At 38.1% G+C, this 19,665-nt stretch carries 20 protein-coding genes; 13 read left to right on the top strand and 7 right to left on the bottom strand.

Translation table 11 applies throughout. The features are described 5' to 3' along the window. Positions 1 to 102 precede the first annotated feature (102 nt). Complete coding sequence (locus AC6HVZ_RS09880) at positions 103 to 1,164, bottom strand: NAD(P)/FAD-dependent oxidoreductase (RefSeq protein ID WP_497557985.1); 1,062 nt, start codon at positions 1,162 to 1,164, stop codon at positions 103 to 105. A 529-nt stretch (positions 1,165 to 1,693) separates the two neighbouring features. Here AC6HVZ_RS09880 and AC6HVZ_RS09875 point away from each other — a divergent pair. Then, entirely contained in the window at positions 1,694 to 2,176 is a 483-nt protein-coding gene (locus AC6HVZ_RS09875; RefSeq protein WP_497557984.1) for a PaaI family thioesterase, read from the top strand. Positions 2,177 to 2,482: 306 nt separating this feature from the next. Here AC6HVZ_RS09875 and AC6HVZ_RS09870 read toward each other — a convergent pair whose 3' ends face one another. Then, positions 2,483 to 3,157 carry an adenine nucleotide alpha hydrolase family protein gene (locus tag AC6HVZ_RS09870; RefSeq protein ID WP_497557983.1) on the bottom strand — a complete coding sequence of 225 codons (675 nt, stop codon included), beginning with the start codon at positions 3,155 to 3,157 and terminating at the stop codon, positions 2,483 to 2,485. Positions 3,158 to 3,759: 602 nt separating this feature from the next. On the opposite strand from AC6HVZ_RS09870, the gene AC6HVZ_RS09865 reads away from it, so the two are divergent. The 7 genes from AC6HVZ_RS09865 to AC6HVZ_RS09835 are packed head-to-tail and all read left to right on the top strand — an operon-like array spanning position 3,760 to position 9,607. After that, positions 3,760 to 6,171, top strand: coding sequence for a Na+/H+ antiporter subunit A (locus AC6HVZ_RS09865; protein ID WP_497557982.1), 2,412 nt, complete (start codon positions 3,760 to 3,762; stop codon positions 6,169 to 6,171). Continuing rightward, positions 6,158 to 6,580 carry a Na(+)/H(+) antiporter subunit B gene (locus AC6HVZ_RS09860; RefSeq protein ID WP_497557981.1) on the top strand — a complete coding sequence of 141 codons (423 nt, stop codon included), beginning with the start codon at positions 6,158 to 6,160 and terminating at the stop codon, positions 6,578 to 6,580. Before AC6HVZ_RS09865 ends, AC6HVZ_RS09860 begins: the two co-directional genes overlap by 14 nt. Positions 6,581 to 6,583: 3 nt before the next feature. Then, positions 6,584 to 6,922 (top strand): Na(+)/H(+) antiporter subunit C, encoded by a 339-nt coding sequence (locus tag AC6HVZ_RS09855; RefSeq protein WP_497557980.1) that lies wholly within the window; start codon positions 6,584 to 6,586, stop codon positions 6,920 to 6,922. Then, entirely contained in the window at positions 6,915 to 8,393 is a 1,479-nt protein-coding gene (locus AC6HVZ_RS09850) for a Na+/H+ antiporter subunit D (protein ID WP_497557979.1), read from the top strand. Before AC6HVZ_RS09855 ends, AC6HVZ_RS09850 begins: the two co-directional genes overlap by 8 nt. Before the next feature lie 38 nt (positions 8,394 to 8,431). After that, positions 8,432 to 8,917: a Na+/H+ antiporter subunit E gene (locus AC6HVZ_RS09845; protein WP_497557978.1), complete on the top strand. Its 486-nt coding sequence runs from the start codon at positions 8,432 to 8,434 to the stop codon at positions 8,915 to 8,917. After that, positions 8,914 to 9,198, top strand: a complete 285-nt coding sequence (locus tag AC6HVZ_RS09840; RefSeq protein WP_497557977.1) for a Na(+)/H(+) antiporter subunit F1 — start codon at positions 8,914 to 8,916, stop codon at positions 9,196 to 9,198. The genes AC6HVZ_RS09845 and AC6HVZ_RS09840 overlap by 4 nt, the downstream gene beginning before the upstream one ends. Beyond that, positions 9,176 to 9,607: a Na+/H+ antiporter subunit G gene (locus AC6HVZ_RS09835; RefSeq protein WP_497557976.1), complete on the top strand. Its 432-nt coding sequence runs from the start codon at positions 9,176 to 9,178 to the stop codon at positions 9,605 to 9,607. Before AC6HVZ_RS09840 ends, AC6HVZ_RS09835 begins: the two co-directional genes overlap by 23 nt. Positions 9,608 to 9,875: 268 nt before the next feature. Here AC6HVZ_RS09835 and htpX read toward each other — a convergent pair whose 3' ends face one another. Next, positions 9,876 to 10,754, bottom strand: a complete 879-nt coding sequence (gene htpX / locus AC6HVZ_RS09830; protein WP_497557975.1) for a protease HtpX — start codon at positions 10,752 to 10,754, stop codon at positions 9,876 to 9,878. Positions 10,755 to 10,897: 143 nt separating this feature from the next. Between htpX and AC6HVZ_RS09825 the strand changes: the two genes are divergently transcribed. Then, on the top strand, positions 10,898 to 11,341 hold the full coding sequence (locus AC6HVZ_RS09825) for a small multi-drug export protein (protein WP_497557974.1): 444 nt from the start codon (positions 10,898 to 10,900) through the stop codon (positions 11,339 to 11,341). Positions 11,342 to 11,651: 310 nt separating this feature from the next. Here AC6HVZ_RS09825 and AC6HVZ_RS09820 read toward each other — a convergent pair whose 3' ends face one another. The 3 genes from AC6HVZ_RS09820 to AC6HVZ_RS09810 are packed head-to-tail and all read right to left on the bottom strand — an operon-like array spanning position 11,652 to position 13,790. Next, positions 11,652 to 12,377, bottom strand: coding sequence for a P-II family nitrogen regulator (locus AC6HVZ_RS09820; RefSeq protein WP_497557973.1), 726 nt, complete (start codon positions 12,375 to 12,377; stop codon positions 11,652 to 11,654). Next, positions 12,331 to 13,101 (bottom strand): DUF1538 domain-containing protein, encoded by a 771-nt coding sequence (locus tag AC6HVZ_RS09815; RefSeq protein ID WP_497557972.1) that lies wholly within the window; start codon positions 13,099 to 13,101, stop codon positions 12,331 to 12,333. The genes AC6HVZ_RS09820 and AC6HVZ_RS09815 overlap by 47 nt, the downstream gene beginning before the upstream one ends. After that, positions 13,098 to 13,790 carry a DUF1538 domain-containing protein gene (locus AC6HVZ_RS09810; protein WP_497557971.1) on the bottom strand — a complete coding sequence of 231 codons (693 nt, stop codon included), beginning with the start codon at positions 13,788 to 13,790 and terminating at the stop codon, positions 13,098 to 13,100. The genes AC6HVZ_RS09815 and AC6HVZ_RS09810 overlap by 4 nt, the downstream gene beginning before the upstream one ends. Before the next feature lie 610 nt (positions 13,791 to 14,400). On the opposite strand from AC6HVZ_RS09810, the gene cypC reads away from it, so the two are divergent. After that, complete coding sequence (gene cypC / locus AC6HVZ_RS09805; RefSeq protein ID WP_497557970.1) at positions 14,401 to 15,666, top strand: CYP152 family fatty-acid peroxygenase CypC; 1,266 nt, start codon at positions 14,401 to 14,403, stop codon at positions 15,664 to 15,666. Between the two features lie 113 nt (positions 15,667 to 15,779). Next, entirely contained in the window at positions 15,780 to 16,568 is a 789-nt protein-coding gene (locus AC6HVZ_RS09800; RefSeq protein ID WP_497557969.1) for an ion transporter, read from the top strand. Between the two features lie 98 nt (positions 16,569 to 16,666). Here AC6HVZ_RS09800 and AC6HVZ_RS09795 read toward each other — a convergent pair whose 3' ends face one another. After that, complete coding sequence (locus AC6HVZ_RS09795) at positions 16,667 to 17,683, bottom strand: LLM class flavin-dependent oxidoreductase (RefSeq protein ID WP_497557968.1); 1,017 nt, start codon at positions 17,681 to 17,683, stop codon at positions 16,667 to 16,669. Positions 17,684 to 18,241: 558 nt separating this feature from the next. On the opposite strand from AC6HVZ_RS09795, the gene AC6HVZ_RS09790 reads away from it, so the two are divergent. Both AC6HVZ_RS09790 and AC6HVZ_RS09785 read left to right on the top strand, forming a co-directional pair. Continuing rightward, complete coding sequence (locus AC6HVZ_RS09790) at positions 18,242 to 18,979, top strand: YveK family protein (RefSeq protein ID WP_497557967.1); 738 nt, start codon at positions 18,242 to 18,244, stop codon at positions 18,977 to 18,979. Next, complete coding sequence (locus AC6HVZ_RS09785; RefSeq protein ID WP_497557966.1) at positions 18,969 to 19,628, top strand: CpsD/CapB family tyrosine-protein kinase; 660 nt, start codon at positions 18,969 to 18,971, stop codon at positions 19,626 to 19,628. The genes AC6HVZ_RS09790 and AC6HVZ_RS09785 overlap by 11 nt, the downstream gene beginning before the upstream one ends. Positions 19,629 to 19,665: the final 37 nt, after the last annotated feature.

Raw genomic sequence — 19,665 nt, 5'->3', positions numbered from 1 at the left:
TTCTCAAGAAGTAAGAAAGTATGTACGAAATCGACTCTTTTACCGGGTTCTTTCCATCTTACTCCTGACCACTGATCGCTAGAAAGACGCTTTAGCCTTTTCTCAATGCCGTTTATTCAACCATAATACTCCTGATTTTGCTAGTCTCGGCAAGTATCCAGTGACCGCTCGTTCCATCATATTACCAAATCCATCCGATTTTCCGAGGGAGCCAAGTGTTCCTTTCAGCTTTATTTCCTTGGGTTTTTTTGGTTCCTTTCCATTTAATACAGCTAATAATACATCGGCAACCTGTTCTCCCTGTTGTCCGGCAAGTTGAGCACTTGGAGAGTGAACTGATGATGCACAATCGCCAACCACATATACATTTGGCTGTGATGGTACCTGGTAATAGTCATTTACGATGATTTTTTCATGGATATCTTTTTCAAAAGGTAATTCTCTTGCAAGAAAACTTGGCCTTACACCTGCGGTCCAGATTGTGACGTCATTAACAAAGCAAATGCCATTGTTACACACACCATCCTTTTCTACATACTCCACATTAGAGTTATGGAGAACGTCGACATCATTTTTTATAAACCATTCGTGTACATGTTCTTGAATCTTAGTATCAAACGCTTTTAATACAGATGTCCCCCGATCCAGTAATCTTATGTTCAGGTCGGATCTGCTTTCTCTAATTTCTGAAGCTACTTCAATTCCGCTAAGTCCAGCACCAACAATAGTTACTTTTCCATAAGCCTTTAGATTGCCGATAGCTAGTCCAGTGTGTCTTGCTTTTGAGAAGGTTTGTACACTTTCTGTAAATTCTTCTGCACCTTCTACACCGTGATAATTGTCTTCACAGCCGAGTCCGATCACCAGATAATCGTATGGTACATGTTCCGTTTTTCCTTTTATTAAAATTTCCTGCACTGATACGTCAATTTTTGTAATTTCTCCATATACATAATGAACACGTTTATCGTCCGGAAAGTTTATTCGCACATCTTTTTCTGCGACAGTCCCTGCAGCAATTGTATAAAATTCGGTCTTTACGGAATGATACGGATTTCGATCAATTATTGTAATATGTACATCTTCCGGCAAATGATGTTCCAATAAGCCCAATACCGTTTTTAGCCCACCATAGCCCCCACCTAATACGACAAGTCTTTTCATGATACTACCCCTTCTTTAATTAATCTCTATATAAACACTTGTTATGAAACTCCTCATCCTAAAGAGTACCAAAAAATTGTACCTTTCTCCACCAGAATTATAAAATTGTTGTAAATCAGGTATATTCCCTATTATTTTAAGTTGAATGAAGTGTTCTTGATAGGATAAGAGGGTTAAAATATTGGCCCTACTTAGCTAATGATAAAGCAGCTCACGGTGTGCTTCGGTGACCAGCGGCTAATTGAATGCCTTCACCTCCTTACAGTAAGTCAACTTCGCTTCCCCAGGGATCATAGTGAATCTTTTGCTTTGGGGTGCCTCTCCTTCTGCTCAGATTCTTACGCATAAAACGATGTGAAGCTAATGTGATTCTAATTACATTTAAACGATATTAATCTTTGGAAAATGATGTAGAAGCCATATATCGTACAATGCGCAAGAGTCTCTGCTCAATCCAGTTTATCCTTCGCTTAACGGGCTTCTGCGCCTCAGTTCGTGTTATACTAAACAAAAAAGGGAGGAATCTATGATGACTGAAAAAATTAGCAATGCAATCCAAGATGATTATGCAGATGATTACGCTTGGTGCTATGGTTGCGGAAGATTAAATGAGGAAGGCCTTCATTTGCGCACAGGGTGGGAGGATGAAAAAACAGTAACCGTTTATACCCCTCGTCCTGAGCATACGGCAATTCCTGGGTTTGTATATGGAGGATTAATTGCATCATTGGTGGATTGTCATGGGACAGGTTCTGCATCACTTGCGCTTCATCGTAAAAATGAACATGAGCCGGGAGATGGCGTGGAACCACCTCGGTTTGTAACTGCATCATTAACAGTCAATTTTATGAAACCTACTCCTCACGGTGTCCCTTTAAAAGCGGTAGGGACGATGGAAGAAATTCATCCAAAGAAATGGAAAATACATACAGAAGTATTTGCAGCTGATGTGCTCTGTGCAAAAGGAGAAGTTGTAGCTGCGGTCATGCCGGATACATTTCTGCAGAAATAAAATTAACCTTACCTATCTGTTTTACCAGTTTGTTTGTAAAGAGAAAGGCAACAAGGAGTCGTAACATGTAAAAGTTTACAAATACATCTCTTCTGGTTGTAATAGGAAAACGGTTTTCTGATGAATTATGCGGTTTCGAATACAAATGAATAGATTTAAAGATATTTTCCCGTCTAAGTAAAAGATAGCGAATGGAGAAGTTGCCCAAAGCACAGTCTTGATACAAGAGGTGAAATTATTCATCACAAAGTTAACAAAACCGGGTGAAAATTAATTTTCATCCGGTTTTGTTTTTGCTTAGGAAAATTACTTCACATTCGGTTGTTCCTTCATTTTCCCTGTTACAATATCCTCAGTAACATGGACCTGACAGGTTTTACCGTCGTTATTAACAAATTTAAATACACCATTATTAAAATCGGTTCCAATTTCTTTATAGAAAATCCCTTCATAGAGATTGCTTTTTGATCTTGCAAAGCTGAGTCTATATTCATCCTCATTCTTTTGCAAGTAGCCGCGTACACCCTTTTCATAGGATGTATCTTCAACACTTTTAAGTGTCCGGTCAATCGCAACAAGATGAATATCAATAAATGTCATGGCACGTAAGAGGACATTTACAAACGAGCCTTTTGTTATTTCCTCCCACCTGTTTTGCGGGCTTTGTCCGACAACTATCTGTGTAATATTATAATTATGAGCAACTTCTGAAATAGCACTGACAGAAGACTTTTTCTCATTGTCACGGAGAATAAATTCATCAACTTCTAACTCGTCACACAGTTCTTTCCAACGTTCTACATAACCAGATTTATCAGCATCGAATTCATCATATGGCAGTGGGTCCACAGTTAATACATACATGGGGCAATCAAGCATATTAGCTAATTTATGCCCTCGTTTTATTAAACGTTCACCATTGGGCCCATAGTAGACACAAACTAGAATACTTTCATCCATGCGACCTTTTACCTTCTTCATGACGGAAGTCACCTCTTCAATTGATCAAATTATATCCTGTTTTTTCATGGATTTTCAAAACTAAATTAGTTTAACATATCACTGACAGTTTCCACAAGGTTTTTTGAATTATCTCTAACGCTTTTATATAGCATAAGTGAAATATCGAAATTTTACCAGTCATTTTAGATGATTTACACCAATTTATCAATACTTGAAAAATAAGTAAATGTAGATACTTCATATGTGCAGTGAAAAGATCTTTCATGTATAATAAAAAGTGATGATTTTTTAAGTTCCTTATAATATTTCAGTTAAATTGCTTTTGGACAGGTTTCCAACTATTCTCCGTTTCCCTAAGCCACTACATTCAAAATAAATTTTCTGCTAAAAAGTAAAATAAACTACCTCACTTTTTAGATCCCTTGCACCTTATTTTCACTAGTGCAGTTTTATTAGGAAATATGGATGAATAATCTAGGGTGTTTGCAGTAAATAGGTTACTTTATCGTATTTTAATATGCTGAGATGCTTTCTTATTAAAAAGGGGAATATAGGACTTGAGAGTAATTTTTCCATGGATTACCTTGGAGCTTGAATGTTTATGAAATGGAGGTTTGACTTTGCTGACTGTGAACATTGCAATCATTATCCCTTTTTTAACAGCCATACTTATTCCATTCCTGAATAAAAAATTTCCAAATATACATATAGGTTGGTTCGTACTTATGGTGCCTACTGCTTTATTCATTGCGCTCGCACGCTATATCCCTCAGGTAGCTGATGGAGAGAAGTATGTTTATACCATACAATGGATTCCAACATATGGTATAAACTTCACCACATACCTTGATGGGTTAAGTATGATATTTGCACTGCTGATCACAGGTATTGGCAGTCTGGTAATTCTTTATTCTATTCATTATTTATCTGCAAAAGAGTCATTGAATCATTTTTATATTTATTTGCTGTTATTTATGGGCGCCATGCTTGGTGTGGTATTCTCTGATAATTTAATGGTTTTATACGTTTTTTGGGAATTAACAAGTATTTCATCCTTCCTATTAATTGCTTTTTGGTATCATCGAAAAAGATCAAGGCAGGGTGCGCAGAAATCCTTACTAATCACAGTAAGTGGTGGAATAGCAATGCTTGTTGGTTTTATCATGCTATCCACTCTTGCGGATACTTTAAGCATTCGTGAGATAGTCTATACAATTACAGATTATTCAGATCACCCATTGTTTTATCCCGCAATGGTATTGATTCTTCTCGGTGCATTTACAAAATCGGTACAATTTCCGTTTCATATTTGGTTGCCTGATGCGATGGAAGCTCCTACACCTGTCAGTGCTTATTTACACTCGGCAACAATGGTTAAGGCTGGGATTTATATTGTTGCACGTTTTACCCCGGTTTTCGGTGGTGAAGAGCTCTGGTTCTGGCTCGTTTCCGGAATAGGACTCTTAACATTATTTTGGGGATCCTTTAATGCTGTTCGACAAACAGATCTTAAAGCATTACTTGCCTATTCCACTATTAGCCAACTTGGTATGATTATGAGTATGTTCGGTATTGGGTCTGCAGCACTTCACTTTGGATATTTCACTGAATCTATTGTCTATACACAGGCAACATTTGCTGCGCTTTTTCATCTTATTAATCACTCTACCTTTAAAGGAGCACTATTTATGGTTGTCGGAATTGTCGACCATGAAGTAGGAACACGAGATATTCGGAGACTGGGTGGTTTGATAACATTAATGCCTGCTACTTTCACTATTGCTTTAATTGGCAGCTTCTCAATGGCTGGTTTACCTCCATTTAATGGTTTTCTGAGTAAGGAAATGTTTTTTACTGCTGTCTTAAATGTTAGTCAACTCGATATATTTGCATTAAGCACATGGGGAGTACTTTTCCCGGTTATAGCCTGGATAGGGAGTGTTTTTACATTTGTTTATTGCATGATCATTGTTTTTAAAACATTTCTTGGCACTTACCACGAAGAAAAGCTGGATCCTCCAGCACATGGAGCAGCCACGGGGATCTTGATCTCCCCTGTAATTCTAGCTGTGCTTGTGATTGGGATCTTCTTCTTCCCTAATATAGTCGGGTATTATTTAGTTTCTCCAGCAATGTCGACGATTTTTCCAAGCCTTGCTAACGAAGTAGATTTGGGACAGACCATTTCTGCTTGGCACGGCTTTCAGCCAGAATTGTATATGACCATTGGCGTAGTGGCTGCTGGTGTATTATTATTTCTGTTTTATCGGTACTGGAAAGGGATTTACAGATTATTCCCTCAAAAATGGAGTTTTAATGAGCTATATGACTTTTCTCTTACGCAATTGGAAAATAGCTCAGCAAGTGTGACGAGGTTTTATATGACAGGCTATCTTCGGGATTATATGGCTTATATTTACCTTTTCTTTATTGTGTTAGTGGGGGGAATGCTCTTCTTAACCGATGCGTTTTCATTCGACTTGTCTCATGGCGAGTCGATCAGCAAGTTCGAATGGGCTATAACGATTGTAATGATTATAGCAGGGATAACCATCCTTTTTGCGAAGTCAAGGCTGACTGCAATCTTGCTTAACGGTGTGCTTGGCTATTCAGTTGCGGTTTTCTTTGTTGTGTTTCGTGCACCGGATTTAGCGCTTACCCAGATTATTGTAGAAACAGTGACAACCGTATTATTTCTGGTTTGTTATTATCACATGCCCGAATGGAAAAAAGAACGTACACCTAGACGAATAAAGAATCTAAATTTAATTATATCCATCTCTGTTGGTGTTGTTTTTGTACTTGTTGCGCTTTCAGTTAAGAGTGGCAAGTTGTTTGAAACGATTTCGGGTTATTTCGAGAATGCGTATGAGCTTGCCGGTGGAAGAAATATTGTTAATGCTATTTTAGGTGATTTCCGTGCATTTGATACAATGCTTGAAGTTGTAGTACTCCTTATAGCTGGAATTGGTGTATATACATTAATTAAACTGAAGGCTGGAAAGGAAGACGAGAACCTTGAAGATCAATAATGTTATTTTGCAGGCTGTTACCAAAATTGTCGTATTCATTATCTTGACATTGGCCGTGTATTTGTTTCTGTCAGGACATAATAGTCCTGGAGGAGGGTTTATTGGGGGTCTTGTCTTAGCTTCAGCTTTTGTTTTGCTCTTTATTGTCTTTGATATAGAAACAGTTCATAAAGCAATACCATTTGATTATAAACGGGTTGCAGCTTTGGGAGCATTCATTGCTGTGGGAACCGGGTTTGGTTCATTATTTTTTAATGAAGCTTTTCTAAGCCAGTCATTTGGCTACTTTGATCTTCCCATTTTCGGAAAGACGGAACTTGCAACAGTAACGATATTTGAGGCGGGTGTTGCGCTTGTTGTAGTAGGAGTCGTCGTGACAATTATTTTAAGTATTAGTGAGGATGTATAAATTATGGAAACGTTAATAATCATCCTATCAGGTGTCTTAGTATCTGTGGCAACCTATTTACTCCTCTCAAGGAGCTTAATCAGAGTGGTTTTAGGATCCGCTATTCTTTCCCATGCGGCCCATTTACTGATTATGGTAATGGGGGGATTAAAGCAGGGAAACGTACCTATTTTGCAAGAAGAGACAACGAGCTACACAGATGCACTTCCTCAAGCACTTATTTTAACTTCAATCGTGATCAGTTTTGCTGTTACCGCTTTATTTCTTGTATTGGCATTTCGTACGTACAGGGAAACAGGCACAGATAATCTTCATGCACTGAGAGGTTTTAAAGATGAATAATGTTTTAGTATTACCAATGGTTATTCCTGTTCTAGCTGGTATTTTCCTAATTTTCCTACGCCCATATATTCGGGTGCAAAGATGGATAAGTCTTGGCGTAATGATTGGAAATATAGGTATAAGCGTTTATATTTTAAAGCAAATTCAGACAGAAGGGATATTGCGACTTGATATCGGTGGATGGGAACCTCCATTTGGGATTTTGTTTGTGGCAGATTCTTTCGCTGCAATTCTTGTCCTTACAACGAGTATTGTAGCTGCCATTTGTTTACTGTATTCATTTTCTTCGATTGGAAAAGCCCATGAAAATATGTTCTTTTACTCGTTTGTGAATTTTCTGGTAGCTGGTGTGAACGGTTCGTTTCTAACGGGAGATTTATTTAATCTATACGTTTGTTTTGAAATAATGTTACTCGCATCCTATGTGCTTATTGCCCTTGGAGGAAAAAAGATTCAATTAAAAGAGTCGATTAAATATGTTGCGATTAATGTCCTTTCTTCATGGTTCTTTTTGATAGCAATTGCTTATTTATATGGGACTGTCGGTACATTGAATTTGGCACATTTATCGGAGCGTATTGCTGACTCTGGACAGACACCATTACTAACGGTTATTAGTATTTTATTCCTGGTTGTATTTAGTTTGAAGTCAGGATTACTGCTTTATTATTGGCTTCCGGGCTCTTATAGTGCGCCTCCAACTGCTGTAGCTGCTTTATTTGGAGCGCTACTTACCAAGGTCGGAATCTATGCGATGTTCCGCATCTTTACACTAATATTCTATCATGAACCTGGTGTTACCCATACTATTATTGGTGTGCTTGCTGGGTTAACATTAATTGGCGGGAGTATTGGTGCAATTGCATATAAGGATATACGACAGATTGTTTCGTATAATGTTGTTATTGCCGTTGGATTCATTCTCGTGGGACTTGCTGCAGCAACGCCTGATGCGATCGAAGGAGCTATTTATTATTTGATGCATGATATGCTTGTTAAGGGATTACTGTTCTTAATTGCAGGAACCATGATTACATTAACAGGTATGACTTATATAAACAATATAAGTGGACTAATTCGTAATTATCCGTTGCTTGGCTGGATGTTCTTCATTGTCATGCTATCCTTAACAGGTATCCCTCCTTTTAGTGGTTTTATCGGAAAAATATTAGTTGGTCAAGGTGCGGTAGATGCAGGCTCATATATTCTGCTTGCCCTTGCTTTTCTATCCAGTATATTCGTCTTGTATTCTTTATTACGTGTTTTTCTGAGCTGCTTTTGGGGAGAAACTATTATTAGTAAAGAAGATGAAGTTCCAATGAAAAAAGGCTGGCTGATCCCATGTGTACTGCTAACTGTAGCGACAATTGGGTTTGGCCTGGGTGCAGAGTCATTAGCAATCTACGTCAGTGACGCAGCAAATACGTTATTAAATCCTGACATATATATTGATGCAGTCTTACATGATTAATTCTGAGCAGTGTGTACATAAAGAGGAGGTGGATGTAGATGCCAGCCCAATTTCTAATCAACTTATTTATTGCATTTCTATGGATGCTGTTCAATGATGAAGATGAATTAAAATTTACTACCTTTTTTACAGGTTACCTTGTTGGGATTGTAATTGTGTTTTTAATGCATCGTTTCTTCGGTGAACGCTTTTATTTAATGAGGTTCTATGCATTAGTTAAGTTAATCGTCATGTTTATTTCAGAACTCATGCAGTCGAGTGTGATTGTTCTTAAGCAAATATTGAGCCCGAAAATAACCTTTAAACCAGGCATTTTCAAATATGAAACCGAATTGAAGGGGGAGTGGGAGGTTCCTGCTCTTGCATTACTATTAACGCTGACTCCAGGGTCTGTTGTTATGGAAGTAACACCCGAGGGAGACGTATTCTACATTCATGCGATGGATGTGGAACAGTCTAAAGAGACCTTGCTCAAATCCCTGGCTAAATTCGAAAAGGCCATCATGGAGGTGACACGTTTATGATTGAAATAATGCTGGTAACTTCCATTGCGCTATTTGGAGTAGCAATTGCGATAGCACTTTTTCGTATTGCCTTTGGTCCGAGTCTCCCTGATCGTGTTATTGCCCTTGATATGATAGGAGTTAATCTTGTTTCAGGCATAGCCATTATTTCAGTGATGCTTCGAACCAAAGCATTTCTTGAGGTTATATTGATTTTGGCAATTTTAGCATTTGTTAGTACAATTGCCTTCTCCAAATACATTGAGAGGGGCGTTATTATTGAACGAAAGAGAGATTCTTGAATTTATAGCAGCATTATTTATCTTGGTAGGGAGTATCATGAGTGTGATCAGTGCCTTTGGAATTATCCGTTTTCCCGATGTTTATACCCGTTCGCATGCTGCCACGAAAAGCTCAACTTTATCCGTGTTATTAACACTATTAGGAGCATTTCTTTACTTCTGGGTAAGCGAGTCTTTTGTCAGTGTGCGGATATTATTGGGGATTATATTTGTATTTATAACGGCCCCGGTTGCCGGTCATCTCATTATCCGGGCAGCGTACCGATCCAAGGTGAAGCTATCGGAAATCACGATAGAAGATCAACTTCATGAAGTATTGCATAAAGAGGATAAGGAATTGATTCATAAAGATGTTTTGGGAAAGGAAGATAGGGAGAAGTTATTTCAAAATGAAGATAAGCACAAATAAAGGGGCTTCTCAGGGAGATCCTACAGATAAGGAATTGACAAACAGCATTAGAATGTAATTGAATTGTCTAGATTATCACGTATTAACGGGCTGTAATACCCCCACTGAGTGAAGTTTCACTTTAGGATAGGGTGATTATCTATTCAAAATTTAGATAATCACCAACGGCTTGGATAAAATATTTCTATCCAAGCCGTTGGTGTTCAATAAGTATTCAACTTGTGATACAAATTACTACTAGACCAGATATTCCAAGATTGGTACTAGCTTAAACTAATCTCCTAATCCGCTCATCTATATCCGGATGTGTTGAAAAGATACTTGATTTCTTTTTACCATTTATTTTTAATGTAGAAATTGCGGTCTGTTCTTCGCCACGGATCCGATTGGAATATGCTTTTAGCATTTCCAGTGCATGTTTCATTTTATCCTTGCCAGCAAGATCTGCTCCGCCTCGGTCTGCATGATATTCACGATGTCTTGAGTAAGCAAAGACGACGAGACTTCCTAACATTGAAAATACAATTTGGAATACAATGATCGCAATGAAGTGAACAATTGGTGCCATTTCCTCTTTCACAAAACGAGAAGCAATAAATGCTGCAATCCGAGCAAGGAAAACGACAAATGTGTTAACTACCCCTTGCAAAAGTGTCATTGTTACCATATCACCATTTGCCACGTGGGCAATCTCATGGGCAATAACACCTTCAACGGCATCATCATCCATTTCATTCAATAATCCTGTTGAAACAGCGACCAAGGAACGCTTTTTGGTTGGCCCGGTTGCAAAAGCATTTACTTCCGGGGAATCGTAAATCCCTACCTCTGGCATATGCGCCAGTCCGGCCGCTCGTGAAAGTCGATGTACTTTTTCCACAACTTCTCTTTCATGAGAAGACATAGCTCCCTCAGGATTGATGACACGTACATTCATCATTTTCTTTGCCATCCAGCGTGACATGGCTAAAGAAATGAAGGCACCCGTAAAACCAATTACAGCACTTACAATTAATAGCGTGCCAAATGCGATCGTACCATCTGAATTAATATAATTCATTCCACCTGGTATCAGAGAGAAAATAATACTAATCGTCAGTAAAACTAGAACGTTTGTTAATAGAAAATAAAATATGCGCTTTCCCACATTCTCACCCTTTATATATTTTTAATATAATGTGAATATTTCACATATAATTATTATATATCGTGAATCTAATGTTTACAATAGATTCACGTTGGAAAAATAATGTATACTAGATTTTACTCAGTGATTTTAGGAGGCTTCGTATGTTTATCGAGTATGCATTAGTGTTTGTCGGAGCTGCGATACCATGGCTGGAAATTGCATTAGTAATTCCAGTGGGGATACTTGGAGGACTTTCCCCATTTTGGGTCATACTGCTCGCATTTGTTGGTAATCTAATTACAATTTTGCCTGTCGTTATCGGATTTGAAAAAGTAAAAACCTGGTATGTCAATCGCAAAAGGAAAAAAGAAATGTTGCCTTCAAAAAGAACGAATCGTGGCAAAAAAATCTGGAACAGCTACGGACTTCCTGGCCTTGCATTTCTGGCACCAATTTTGACAGGAACTCATATTGCTGCATTTATTGGTATGTCTTTAGGTGCCAAAAAGCAATGGGTTATGCTATGGATGACTGTTAGTATAGGTCTTTGGTCGATTATCATTGGTGTAGCAACGATCATGGGCTTGGATATGTTTAATATATAGCGAAAGTATAATTTTTTTGACTTTATTAATTTAACAACAAGATGAGCCACGTCCAGCTCCAACGCTAAAGCCATAGTGGACTTCCCTCACCTCCGTACGATAAAGAAGACTTGCCGATTGGGAACCAGAGGCTTAGTCGCACTTATACCCTTGAGGTGAAAGTCAACATCGGTTCGTTTTCAGCTCTCCGTGTTTCCTTTATCTCCTACGGCTCAGTCCAGTCCATACGTCGCTACACGGGCGCCCTGCGCTTTTGTTCTTTTCAATAAGGATGAGGTACCTCAACATGGTGGCAGAAGGTACCGCTATTTCACTTAAATTCATCTCTTAGACTATTGTTTAAAGCATGGTTGATCCCCACGGTTTGATCTACCTCCAAAACAAATGCAATCCCTTTTCCAGCTGTTTTTAAATTGGCATCCTCTTCAATAGCTCTAAGAACTTTTCTGGTTTTATCTTTGCTGATAAGTGTTAGAACAACTTCTTTTTCTGGCTCAATTAAAATATTGAATAATTTTGCCTGTTCGTGAATCCCTGTTCCACGTCCATTTAGTATGGTACCACCTTCTGCACCTGCATTTCTTGTGGCATCTATCACTTTTTCGGAGTCCCCTTTATTTACAATGGTAACTATCAGGTCATACATGATCTTTTCTTCCATTTTGAGATCCACATCCTCTTCATTGGTCTCTTCATCTTCATCATCTGCCCCTAATAAATGATGGATACCAGTAACCTTTTTCGTATCAATAACAAATCCAATGCCTTGTCTAGGGCGGTCTAATTTTACAGAATGGATAATGGCATTCATTACTTCTGGATAAATGTCATCGGGAACAAGTGTTAATATTATTTCCCTTTCTCGTTCCAATGGTATCCCAAGGAATCTGCTTTTTTCGTTCAGTCTGATTCCTGTGCCATAAAAGGTAGTACCACCACGTGCACCTGCATTTTTAGAAGCACTCACAACTTTTTTTGCCTTTTCTTTTTTAACGATCGTGATGATTAATTTTTGTCCCAGCTTTGCCTCTGGCATCTTGACCCTTCTCCTTCCTACCGTATAAAATACCGAGTGTTAATACAGATAATATGGGAGCTAATGCTACGAGTGCAACCATACCAAATCCGTCAAGAAGCGGATCACGCCCTTCTGTTACGGAAGCTATACCAACAAACATTGCCAGAAGAAATGTAGCAGTCATTGGTCCTGTTGCAACTCCGCCTGAATCAAAAGCGATGGATGTAAATGTTTTCGATGAATATTTTACCATGATTAGAGCTATTATATAACCTGGTAAAATGAAATACCAGAGGGAAAATCCATAAATTATCCGAACCATGGAGAGTGCGATGGATATACCAACTCCGATGGATAGGGTATAGAGCAATATTTTTTGTGGAATATATCCACCAGAAACTTTATCTACTTGATGAATCAAAACGCTTACAGCCGGTTCAGCATAAATAGCAACAAAACCAAGAACAAAACCGATTGGTAGTAGAATCCATTTATAGGAAATAGTGCCAAGACTTTGTCCCATTAATTCGCCAACGGGTAGAAACCCGATATGTACACCTTGGAGAAAAAATGTCAACCCCAAAAAAGCCAGGATGAAACCGACACCAATATCTTTCAGTTTTCTTAGAGGTAATCTTAGAAATATAAATTGAAAGATTAAAAACAAAATAAATAACGGCAGCAATGCTATTGCAACTTCTGATGCGACATCGCTAAAGCCACCAAATATATGTAGGTTCATCCGTAAATCACTCCTAAAATTAGCACTGACAATATCGGCCCGATGGAAGCAAGTGCTACCAGACCAAAGCTATCACTTGAGGCAGACTTCCCTCTTAGAATAGTGGCTACACCGAGTCCTAAGGCTAATATGAACGGCACAGTTAATGGACCAGTCGTAACGCCACCTGAATCAAAGGAGATGGGAACATAACTGGGTGGTGTAAACCCAGCTAGCACAAATATGATTCCGTAGCCGATTGCTAACAGGTATACAATACTAAAATTGAAAATGATTCGAACCATAGCCAATGCAACAAAAGTACCAACACCAAGAGCAACCGCTAAAATTAAAATGCTCTTTGGAATTGCACCATCAGAAACGGTGTCTACTTGTGTGGAAAGCACTCTCACATCAGGCTCAGCCACTGTTACAACAATCCCTAATAAAAATCCGAAGAATATAATAAGCCAAAGTTTATTTGTTTTTGATAATGCAGAGCCAATCATTTCCCCTACTGGCAATAAACCAACATTAACCCCTAATAAGAAGAGGATGAGACCAACACCAACCATAACGACCCCTATTAAAAATTGTACAAATGTTTCCATTGGAAGCCCAATTATCGTAAACTGTAAAATCGTAATAACGATTGTAATAGGTAAAATAGAATAAATGACTTCGACTACCGTTTCTTTTATATTATCCATCTAAAACCACCTTTACTTTTGATAACGTAATAAAAAATGAGTAATAATTCACTGATGCAGCTTCAACGATAAGTATATGAATTATTTTGTCGAACGTAAGTAGAATAAGAAAAAATTTTACTAGATAGGGCGTTGAAATGTTTTCTATTAAGGGGTTTAGAATCAAACTTATACAGAAATTATATCACTATTTTCAAATATTCTAAAATATATTGAAGCTTTGTTTATTACTATGTTAATCAAATTTACATCTTAAACTAGTTTTGCTGCTCCAGAATAATTTTATCAAACAAGGTAAAATTAATAGATATGGATTTGTTGTAAAACACATGGAGAAAATGAAAATCACAGACGAAACTGAATAAATCAGGAATCATGCATAATATAAAACGCAAATTAGGCCGAATAAAGCAGGAATTCAGCTGAATGGATCCTGAAATAAGTTGCATTCATCACCAAATATTTTGCGCTGATAAGGTTTGAGCATGAATTCCTGGCTATGTAACAATGATTCTGATCCACGAAAGGAATAGACTGCTAATTGTTTGATCTCCTCAGGTCTTGGGAAAATCAATTAGGAGTTTAAGTTGTAAAAAGGAGCTGGAACCAAATGACCTCAACTAGTAAAATCCCACGAGAGAAAGGCTTGGACCATAGTCTTTCGTTATTGTTAGAGGGTTATCGTTTTATCCCGAATAGATTACAGCGATTTAATGCAGATATTATCCAAACCAGGTTGATGGGGCAGAAAGTGATCTGTATAAGTGGTGAGGAAGCAGCGAAGGTTTTTTATGATACGGAGCGATTCGAGCGAAAAGGGGCGGCTCCAAACAGAATTCGTGAATCATTGTTTGGAGAAGGTGGTGTACAGGGACTGGATGGAAGTGCACACCAGCGTCGCAAGGATCTGTTCATGTCGCTCATGACATCGGAGCGTCTGAAAGTATTAAATGATTTGACCATTAACCAATGGGAGATGACGGTTGATAAATGGATGAAGATGGACAGGGTTATCCTTTTTAAGGAAGCGGAGTTGATCATGTGCCAGGTAGCGTGTCACTTTGCAGGAGTTCCATTATGGGCGAAGGAGTTAACACAGCGTACAAATGACCTTTCGGCGATGATTGATGCATTTGGAGCAACTGGTCCGAGGCATTGGCGGGGAAGACTGGCACGTAACCGATCTGAAAAATGGGTTGAATATATCATTACAAAGTTTCGCACAGGAAAACTGCCTGTAGATGAAGATACAGCTTTATATCAAATTGCATGGCATGAGGATTCAAACGGAAAATTACTAAGCGTCAAAACTGCTGCTGTTGAGCTTCTTAATATTCTACGGCCAATAGTTGCGATTGCTAGGTATATTACATATGGAGCGCTTGCTTTGCATCAGCATCCTGAAACCTATGATAAGCTGCAAACTAATACGAATAATTATGCCCAAATGTTTGTTCAGGAAATTCGGCGATTTTACCCGTTTGCGCCATTTTTAGGTGCAAGGGTGCGGCATGATTTTACATGGAATGAACATCGTTTTAAACAAGGTACACTGGTACTGCTTGATATTTACGGAACGAATCATAGCCCAAAATTATGGGAAATCCCAGACACGTTTTGGCCTGAGCGGTTTCGTGATTGGCAGGGAAGTCCATTTGATTTTATTCCACAGGGTGGCGGCGATTACCATAAAGGACATCGTTGTGCAGGTGAATGGATAACGATTGAAGTGATGAAAACCAGCCTTGATTATTTTATTAAACGGATAGATTATGATGTGCCTGAACAGAATTTGAGCTATAGCATGGTGAGAATGCCATCCATACCAAAAAGCAGATTTGTTATAAACAATGTACGAAGGAAATCCACAATCTAAATTGATTGTGGATTTTTTAAAACCAATAGACGTTACCATTTGCTTAAAAACCTCTAGATGACAGTCGCCATAAAAACAGGTAAAATAATTAAGGAAGGAGGAAAACACAATTAATGAACAGGTTTAGAAAAAAGTGTGCTAGATTTTCCGAACATCCATCATTTATGAATGTGATCATCGGTTTAATTATAATCAATGCGATATTAGTAGGGTTAGAAACCTATTCTTTTTTTGCTGAAAATTTTGCTGATTGGATATACATAGCTGACCAGATGTTACTTTGGATATTTACATTAGAAATTCTTATTCGACTAATGGGAAGTAAATCGATAGGAACATTTTTTAAGGATCCTTGGAATATATTTGATTTTATAATTGTTGCAAGTGGCCATCTGTTAGTCGGATCTTATTATGTAACTGTCTTGAGGATTTTGAGAGTTCTTCGTGTGCTACGTGCGATTTCTATTATTCCATCACTAAAGAAAATGGTAAATGCCCTATTATTAACGATTCCGTCGATGGGAACCATCCTATTATTACTTGGATTATTTTTTTATGTGTATGGGGTAATAGGAACCATGATGTTCCAATCGATTGCACCTGAATATTTTGGAACCCTGCATGATTCGTTGTTATCTCTATTTCAAGTAATTACTTTGGAGTCTTGGGCAAGTGGGGTAATGAGACCGATTTTAGCAGAGGATCCTGCTTCTTGGTGGTACTTTGTCACCTTCATCCTAATTGGGTCATTTGTTATTGTTAACTTATTTGTCGGTGTAATTGTTAACAATGTAGAAGAGGCGAATCGAGAAGAAACACCATCACCGACAGATCTTAAATTAGCAGAAGTACAGAAGGAATTGCAGGATATTAAAAGGTTACTGGAAAATAAATCTGAATAAAGCTATTGAAACTGCCTCAAGAAGTTAATGACTTATTGAGGCAGTAATTATGTGAAGGCTGATAAGACATGTTCACCTGTGCATCCATATTAAACTCTTTAGTTCATTAGCTCTGAAATAATCTCATAGGATCGCAGGCGAGCTTCCTGATCAAAAATCTGTGCACTTATAATCATTTCATCTGCCTGTGTTTCAGCTAAGAAATTCTCAAGTCCCTGTTTAACCGTTTCCTTGCTACCGATAATGGTTGTACGCGGGTCAAGTGTATCCTTTAGTGCCGCAAGTTCCATCTCAGACCAAAGTGCATTGATGTTATCTACAGGTGGCTGGAGCTTTGTTGCATTGCCTCTGCGTATGTTTAAAAACTGCTGTTTTAAAGATGTCGCTAAATACTGCGCTTGTTCATCAGTATCTGCTGCTATTACGTTTATTCCAACCATGGCATATGGCTTACCAAGTGATTCTGAGGCTTTAAAGTTCTCTTTGTACAGCTTTAAGGCTGGAACCGTATATGCAGGTGCAAAATGACTGGCAAAAGAGAAGTTCAACCCTTTTTGTGCCGCAAGCCTTGCACTGAAATCACTGGACCCAAGCAGCCAAATTGGGATATTAAGTCCTTGTCCGGGAACTGCCTTTACACGTGATGTCGGTTCATCTGAAAAATAATCCTGCAGTTCATTTACCTGCATTGGAAAATCCTCTACACTCATATTTAGTGTTCTGCGCAGGGCGTAAGCGGTTGCCTGATCAGTTCCTGGTGCCCTTCCCAGGCCAAGATCTATTCTTCCGGGAAAAAGGGATTCCAGTGTACCAAATTGCTCGGCAATCACAAGTGTCGCATGGTTTGGCAGCATAACCCCACCTGCACCAATTCGCATATGATTCGTCTGACTTGCAATATGCCCCATAATCACTGAAGTTGCTGAGCTGGCAATTCCCGGCATATTATGATGTTCAGCCAGCCAGTAGCGATGAAATCCTAATCTTTCAACATGCTGGGCAAGCTCCACACTTCTTTTAAAAGATGCACTTGGGTTGCTTCCTTCGTTTACAGGAGCCAGGTCAAGTACTGATAGTGGAATATGATTGAATTTTTTTATTTGATTGGATATCAAAATGATTCACTCCTTATAAGTGGTTGCTTAGTAAGAAATGATACGTTTTTTACGTAGGCTCGTCCAATGATTAGCTTGGACGAATATAAAAGGACTTCGAAAAATAAACACAGCATGATAAAATAATCCTTGATATATTCCAACTAGCAGTGTACTATATAAATGTGTTCTTTATAAGAAACATTCATCACCTGACATGAATGGACAGGAATTTTTACCGAATACTTAAAATCTGGGTTCTGCTGTGAACAAAAAGATAAATTACTTATTGGATCTGCTACAGCACTCATTCCAACCGGTTTAAATACAGGGAAATTAATAGAAGATGATGATACAACAAAAAAACTTTTAGAAGAATACGAAATTTCCTCTTGACATGTTCTTTATAAAGAACTAAACTAATAAGAAATAGTACAAAGTTCATCCATTCTGGAAATTTTTGAATGATCAATATCACCGGAAATGGGGAATTATTTTGGGGTTAACGTTCTCTATAGAGAATAAAATAGGGCTGCTTGAATAGAATTCATTATATCCCTATATAAAAAGGTGGTTCATATGAGTAAAGGAAACCAGCAACAGTATTTTAATATAAATCAGGTGAAAGAAATAAATTTGAAGGATTTTTTTGATGTCATTAAAAGACGCTTGTGGATCATTGCTCTTATTACAATCATCGCAACACTAGGAGCTTATGTCTATAATAATCAAACTTATAGCCCGGTATATCAGGCATCCACTAGGATTGTTGTAGGTACGGAAGGGGAGTCGATGAGTACATTGATGGTCATGATTAAAGACCCCATTGTAATGAATGGGGTAACCGAGGAATTGCAATTATCAAAATCAGCGGATGGAATCGCTAGCCAAATAGAAGTTGAGCGGTTGGAAGAGTCACAGGTGATAAAAATCTCCGTGTCGGACGCTGATCCTATATTGGCGGCTGCAATTGCCAATACAACAGCAAGTGTATACAAAACTGAGATTGCAAACATATTAGATTTTCGAGAAGTTCAGTTACTCTCAGCGGCCGTGGAAAATCCATATCCAATCAACGGAAACAATCAGAATAAACTGCTGATTATTGGAGCGGTTTTTGGACTTATTACTGGGATTGGCCTTGTCTTTCTGCTGGATTCCTTGGATGGAAAGGTTAGAAAGGAACACGAGCTGGAAGAAATTCTAGGGGTTCCTGTGCTTGGAGTGGTTTCAAATATGAATAAGAAAAAACTAGTTTATAAAAAAAGTAAACAAAAAAAGCAGGTGGAAATAAGGAGGGAAGCCATTGATATCTAGTAAAAGAAGTCAAGGATCTAATCTGAAAAGGCAGCATCTTGTTACACATTCCAATCCTGACTCGGCAATATCTGATCAATTTAGAACCATTCGATCCAATATAAAATTTTTGACAGAAAAGAAACATAAAAAGGTATTTTTGATCACGTCTGCAGGTAAGGGTGAAGGTAAATCAACAACGACGGCAAATTTAGCTGTATCCATGGCAGGGCAAAAGGAGAGGATACTTGTTATTGATGCTAGCATAAGGAAACCAGTGATTCACCAAATTTTTAAATTTCAAAATGAAGTTGGTCTTACTGATGTACTTACACATAAGGCAAAAATCGATCAAGCAATTTGCAAAACAGGTATGGGTAAATTGGAAATTTTAACGAGTGGCTCAACCTTATTAAATCCAGCAGAGCTTTTAGACAGTGAGGCGATGAAGGATTTACTAATGGAAGTAACCAGTTTATATGATGTGGTATTAATCGATTCGCCAACAGTATTAGAATCTACCGAAACCCGGTTACTGGCAAACCTGTGTGATAGTGTGATTCTGGTCATCAACCGAGGTAAAACAATGATTGGAAATGCTATTGAAGCAAGAAAAATACTAGAGCTTTCTCAAGGAGATTTAATGGGAACCATTATGATTGACAGATAAGGGGTTTTTTAAAACGCGATTGTTCGTTATTGAGAAT

The sequence above is a fragment of the Oceanobacillus sp. NCCP-135 genome (assembly GCF_059698015.1).
Note: the sequence above shows the minus strand (reverse complement) of the source record. Positions and strands in the feature narration are given on the sequence as shown.

What these genes read in the sequence shown, in the direction of transcription:
- AC6HVZ_RS09845 (WP_497557978.1), top strand. Translation starts at nt 8,432, where the DNA reads ATGCCAGCCCAATTTCTAATCAACTTATTTATTGCATTTCTATGGATG.
- AC6HVZ_RS09815 (WP_497557972.1), bottom strand. Translation starts at nt 13,101, where the DNA reads ATGAACCTACATATATTTGGTGGCTTTAGCGATGTCGCATCAGAAGTT.
- AC6HVZ_RS09810 (WP_497557971.1), bottom strand. Translation starts at nt 13,790, where the DNA reads ATGGATAATATAAAAGAAACGGTAGTCGAAGTCATTTATTCTATTTTA.
- AC6HVZ_RS09825 (WP_497557974.1), top strand. Translation starts at nt 10,898, where the DNA reads ATGTTTATCGAGTATGCATTAGTGTTTGTCGGAGCTGCGATACCATGG.
- AC6HVZ_RS09850 (WP_497557979.1), top strand. Translation starts at nt 6,915, where the DNA reads ATGAATAATGTTTTAGTATTACCAATGGTTATTCCTGTTCTAGCTGGT.
- cypC (WP_497557970.1), top strand. Translation starts at nt 14,401, where the DNA reads ATGACCTCAACTAGTAAAATCCCACGAGAGAAAGGCTTGGACCATAGT.
- AC6HVZ_RS09880 (WP_497557985.1), bottom strand. Translation starts at nt 1,164, where the DNA reads ATGAAAAGACTTGTCGTATTAGGTGGGGGCTATGGTGGGCTAAAAACG.
- AC6HVZ_RS09875 (WP_497557984.1), top strand. Translation starts at nt 1,694, where the DNA reads ATGACTGAAAAAATTAGCAATGCAATCCAAGATGATTATGCAGATGAT.
- AC6HVZ_RS09800 (WP_497557969.1), top strand. Translation starts at nt 15,780, where the DNA reads ATGAACAGGTTTAGAAAAAAGTGTGCTAGATTTTCCGAACATCCATCA.
- AC6HVZ_RS09840 (WP_497557977.1), top strand. Translation starts at nt 8,914, where the DNA reads ATGATTGAAATAATGCTGGTAACTTCCATTGCGCTATTTGGAGTAGCA.
- AC6HVZ_RS09790 (WP_497557967.1), top strand. Translation starts at nt 18,242, where the DNA reads ATGAGTAAAGGAAACCAGCAACAGTATTTTAATATAAATCAGGTGAAA.
- AC6HVZ_RS09855 (WP_497557980.1), top strand. Translation starts at nt 6,584, where the DNA reads ATGGAAACGTTAATAATCATCCTATCAGGTGTCTTAGTATCTGTGGCA.
- AC6HVZ_RS09870 (WP_497557983.1), bottom strand. Translation starts at nt 3,157, where the DNA reads ATGAAGAAGGTAAAAGGTCGCATGGATGAAAGTATTCTAGTTTGTGTC.
- AC6HVZ_RS09820 (WP_497557973.1), bottom strand. Translation starts at nt 12,377, where the DNA reads ATGCCAGAGGCAAAGCTGGGACAAAAATTAATCATCACGATCGTTAAA.